Origin of the sequence: Paracraurococcus ruber (assembly GCF_004353985.1) — a bacterium.
GTDB lineage: Bacteria > Pseudomonadota > Alphaproteobacteria > Acetobacterales > Acetobacteraceae > Paracraurococcus > Paracraurococcus ruber.
On sequence record NZ_SMOA01000354.1, the window covers coordinates 1 to 4666 of the forward strand.

Annotated in this window: 2 protein-coding genes; one reads left to right on the forward strand and one right to left on the reverse strand. The window is 74.1% G+C overall.

The genetic code is table 11. From position 1 onward, the window contains the following. Positions 1 to 40: 40 nt before the first annotated feature. On the reverse strand, positions 41 to 586 hold the full coding sequence (locus tag E2C05_RS28840) for a winged helix DNA-binding protein (protein WP_133223074.1): 546 nt from the start codon (positions 584 to 586) through the stop codon (positions 41 to 43). A 143-nt stretch (positions 587 to 729) separates the two neighbouring features. On the opposite strand from E2C05_RS28840, the gene E2C05_RS28845 reads away from it, so the two are divergent. Next, on the forward strand, positions 730 to 4488 hold the full coding sequence (locus E2C05_RS28845; RefSeq protein ID WP_133223075.1) for a hydantoinase B/oxoprolinase family protein: 3759 nt from the start codon (positions 730 to 732) through the stop codon (positions 4486 to 4488). The last annotated feature ends 178 nt before the right edge of the window (positions 4489 to 4666 follow it).

Below are 4666 nucleotides of genomic sequence, written 5' to 3' on the forward strand. Positions count from 1 at the left end.
CGGCCCGCGGCGGCGCGCCGACGCCGCGCGGCCGCGCCGCCTACAGCACCGCCGCGCCGCGCGCCGCCGTGTCGTAGAAGCCCGACAAGGTGCGCAGCAGCGCCGCCAGCGCCGAAAGCTCCGCCTCGGCCGGGCCGCCCTGCCGCACCGGCCCGGCCAGCAGCCGTTCGCGCAGGGCGGCATAGCGGTCGCAGAGCGCGACGCCGGCGGGGGTGGCGGCGACCAGCTTCTCCTTCCCCGCGCGGCCCAGCGTCACCAGCCCGGCCCCGGCCAGCTTGCGGATGGCATAGGTGGCGATGTGCGCATCCTCGATCCCCAGCGCCAGCAGGATCTCCGCCTGGCGCTTCGGCCGGTCGCGGTTCCGCACCGCGTGCAGGATCAGCACCTCGGTCGGGGACAGGCCGGGCAGGCCGGCGGCGGCCATGTTCCGCACCATCCAGCGCTGGAAGGCATGGCCGGCGAGGATCAGGCCATACTCCACCTCCGACAGGGCGGGGGAGGCGCCGGCGGCGAGATGGGCGGAGGCGACGATCGGGCCGGGGCCGGCGGGTTCGGCGGGCGGGGACGGGCGGCGGCGCTGCGGCATCGGGGTGTCCTCTCGATGAGGATACGTTGACAAGATACAGATAAATCGTCAATGAGGCGGCGGCGATCCGGCCGGTCCCTGCGCCGTTGTGGCCTTGCACGGTCCTGGCCTTGTTGCCATCACGCGAGCGGCGGAGGGGTGCGATGGGCGGTTCCTGGCAATTCTGGATCGACCGCGGCGGCACCTTCACCGACATCGTCGCGCGCGACCCGTCGGGCCGGCTGTCCACCGCGAAATTCCTGTCGGAGAACCCGGAGCGCTACCGCGACGCCGCGGTCGCCGGCATCCGCCACATCCTTGGCCTGCCGCCCGGCGCGCCCATCCCGCCCGGCCTGGTCGAGGCGGTGAAGATGGGCACCACGGTCGCCACCAACGCCCTGCTGGAGCGCAAGGGCGAGCGGGTGCTGCTGCTGGTCAACCGCGGCTTCGCCGACCTGCTGCGCATCGGCAACCAGGCGCGGCCGCGGCTCTTCGACCTCAATGTCCGCCTGCCGGACCTGCTGCATGAACGGGTGGCCGAGATCGCCGGCCGCGTCGCGGTGGACGGGACGGAGATCGAGGCGCTGGACGAGGCCGGCGCCCGCGCCGCGCTGCAGGCCGGCTTCGCGGCCGGCATCCGCGCCGTCGCCATCGCGCTGATGCATGCCTGGGCGCATCCGGCGCACGAGATCCGCCTGGGCGAGATCGCCCGCGAGGTCGGCTTCCCGCAGGTCTCGCTCTCCCACCAGGCGAGCCCGCTGCCGCGCATCGTCCCGCGCGGCGACACCACGGTGGTGGATGCCTATCTGTCCCCGATCCTGCGCCGCTATGTCGGGCAGGTGGCGGGCGAATTGCGGCCGGCCGGGCCGGACGAGGATGCCGTCCGATCGTCCGACGCCGCAGGCGGCGGGCGTGAATCGGCCGGCCAGGATCAGCCGCGCCTCTATTTCATGCAGTCGAATGGCGGCCTGGCCGAGGCCGGGCATTTCCAGGGCAAGGACGCCATCCTGTCCGGCCCCGCCGGCGGCATCGTCGGCGCCGCCCGCACCGCCGCCATGGCCGGGTTCGACCGCATCATCGGCTTCGACATGGGCGGCACCTCCACCGATGTCGCACTCTACGCCGGGGAGTTCGAGCGGGCCTTCGAGACGCTGGTCGCCGGCGTGCGCATGCGCGCCCCGATGATGGCGATCAACACGGTGGCCGCCGGCGGCGGCTCCATCCTGCAATTCGACGGCGCCCGCTACCGCGTGGGGCCGGACAGCGCCGGCGCGGTGCCCGGCCCGGCCTGCTACCGCCGCGGCGGGCCGCTGACCGTGACCGACGCCAATGTCATGGTCGGCAAGATCCAGCCCGCGCATTTCCCCAGCCTGTTCGGGCCGGCGGGCGACCAACCCCTGGATGCCGATGTGGTGCGGGAGAAATTCGCCGCCCTGGCGGCGGAGATCGCGACCGCGACCGGCGAGGCCGGGTCGCCACGCGCCTCCGGCGGAGCCGGGTCGCCGCCCGCCGCCGGCGCGACAGACCCGCGCGCGGTGGCGGAGGGCTTCCTGCGCGTCGCCGTCGCCAACATGGCGAATGCGATCAAGCAGGTTTCCATCCAGAAGGGCCATGACGTCACGAAGTATGCGCTGCAATGCTTCGGCGGCGCCGGCGGGCAGCATGCCTGCCTGGTGGCGGATGAGCTCGGCATGGAGACGGTGTTCATCCACCCCTTCGCCGGCGTGCTCTCGGCCTATGGCATGGGCCTCGCCGACCAGACCGTGATCCGGGAAGGCGCGGTGGAGGCGCCGCTGACGCCCGAGGCGATGGACGACCTCGCCGCCCGGCTGGACGCGCTGGCGGCGGAGGGGCGGGAGGAGCTGCTCCGCCAGGGCGCGCCGGCCGATCGCATCGCCGCCGCCCGCCGCCTGCATCTCCGCTATGCCGGCACCGACAGCTTCCTGCCGGTGCCCTTCGGCGCGCATGACGCGGTGCTGGAGGCCTTCACCGCGGCGCATCGCCAGCGCTTCGGCTTCGCCACGCCGGAGCGCGAGGTGGTGGTCGAGGCCTGCATCGCCGAGGTGACCGCCGCCGGCGAGCGGGTGGAGGAAGCCACGCTCCCCGCCCGCCCGGCAGGCGAGGCGTTGCAGCCGATCGACACCGTCCCGCTGTTCACGGGCGGCCAGGCGACGGACGCGCCGATCTACGACCGCGACGCGCTGCTGGCCGGCGACCGGCTGGCCGGCCCCGCGCTGATCCGCGAGAGCACCGCGACCACGGTGGTCGAGCCCGGCTGGACCGCCGAGGTGACGCCGCTGAACCACCTCGTCCTCCGCCGCACCACCCCGCGCGCCGCGACGCGCGTCGAGGCGACCGGCCGGCCCGACCCGGTGATGCTGGAGCTGTTCAACAACCTCTTCATGAGCATCGCCGAGCAGACCGGCGCCGTGCTGCAGAACACCTCGCTCAGCGTGAACATCAAGGAACGGCTGGACTTTTCCTGCGCGATCTTCGATGCGACCGGCGCGCTGGTGGCGAATGCCCCGCATGTGCCCGTGCATCTGGGCGCGATGGGCGAGAGCGTGCGGACGGTGATCCGGGAGCGCGGCGCGGCGAGTGCCTCCCCCTTGCGGCCGGGCGACGTCGTCGCGCTGAACAACCCCTACAACGGCGGCACCCACCTGCCGGACATCACGGTGATCACCCCCGTCTTCGATGACGCGGGCAGGGAGATCCTGTTCTTCGTGGGATCGCGCGGCCACCATGCCGATGTCGGCGGCCTCACCCCCGGCTCCACCCCGCCGGTGTCGCGGACGCTGGAGGAGGAGGGGGTGGTCATCGACAATTTCCTCCTCGTCGAGCAGGGCCGCTTCCGGGAGGCGGAGTTCCGCGCCCTGCTGGCCGGCGCCCGCTACCCCGCCCGCTCGCCGGACGTGAATGTCGCCGACATCAAGGCGCAGGTCGCGGCCAACGAGAAGGGCGTGCAGGAACTGCAGCGCGCGGTGCGCGACCAGGGGCTCGACACCGTCCGCGCCTATATGCGGCATGTGATGGACAATGCCGAGGAGAGCGTGCGCCGCGTGCTCGACCGGCTGCAGGACGGGGCCTTCGAGACGACGCTGGATGACGGCACGCCGCTGCGGGTCGCGGTGCGGGTCGACCGCGCCAATCGCCGCGCCGCCATCGACTTCACCGGCACAGGGCCGCAGCGGCCGACCAATTTCAACGCCCCGGCCGCGGTCTGCCGCGCCGTCGTGCTCTACTGCTTCCGCGCCCTGGTGGGGGAGGAGATCCCGCTGAACGACGGCTGCCTCAAGCCGCTCGAGATCATCGTCCCGCCCGGCACCTTCCTCTCGCCCCGGCCGGGGGCGGCGGTGGTGGCCGGCAACACGGAGGTCAGCCAGGTCACCTGCAACGCGCTGCTCGCCGCCCTCGGCGCCTGCGCCTCCGCCCAGGCGACCATGAACAACCTGCTGTTCGGCGATGCCGAGTACCAATATTACGAGACGGTCTGCGGCGGCGTCGGCGCCGGGCCTCTCCCGGGCGGCGGCGGCTTCGACGGCTGGGGCCCGGTGCAGACCCACATGACCAATACCCGCATGACCGACCCGGAGGTGCTGGAGCTGCGCTACCCCGTCCGCCTCGAGGAATTCTCGATCCGCCGCGGCTCAGGCGGCGGCGGCCGCTGGCGCGGCGGCGACGGGTCCCGGCGGCGCATCCGCTTCCTCCGGCCGATGGAGGCGGTGATCGTCGCGTCCCGCCGCAACGTCGCGCCGCATGGGCTGGCGGGCGGGCAGGATGGCGCGCCGGGCCGGCAATGGGTGGAACGGGCCGACGGCAGCGTCGAGCCGATCCCCGGCAATACCGGCAGCGCGCAGCTCGCGGCCGGCGACGCGCTGGTGCTGGAGACGCCCGGCGGCGGCGGCTACGGCGCCGCGTGAGGCTGGGCCGCCGCAGGCCGCGCCCGGGTCCGGGGGATGGACGCGGCGGCAACCAGCAACCGGGGGAGGAGGGCGCCGGCGCGCCGCCGGCCGACCCCTCCCTGACCTTTCCGCCGCGGCCCGGGCCGCCGCATCCCGGGCCGGGCGCCGGCCACGCCGCCAGCCCCGGGGCCAGCCC

Bases quoted from the DNA above. Each gene is read 5' to 3' on its own strand.
- E2C05_RS28840 (WP_133223074.1), bottom strand. From the start codon at position 586: ATGCCGCAGCGCCGCCGCCCGTCCCCGCCCGCCGAACCCGCCGGCCCC.
- E2C05_RS28845 (WP_133223075.1), top strand. From the start codon at position 730: ATGGGCGGTTCCTGGCAATTCTGGATCGACCGCGGCGGCACCTTCACC.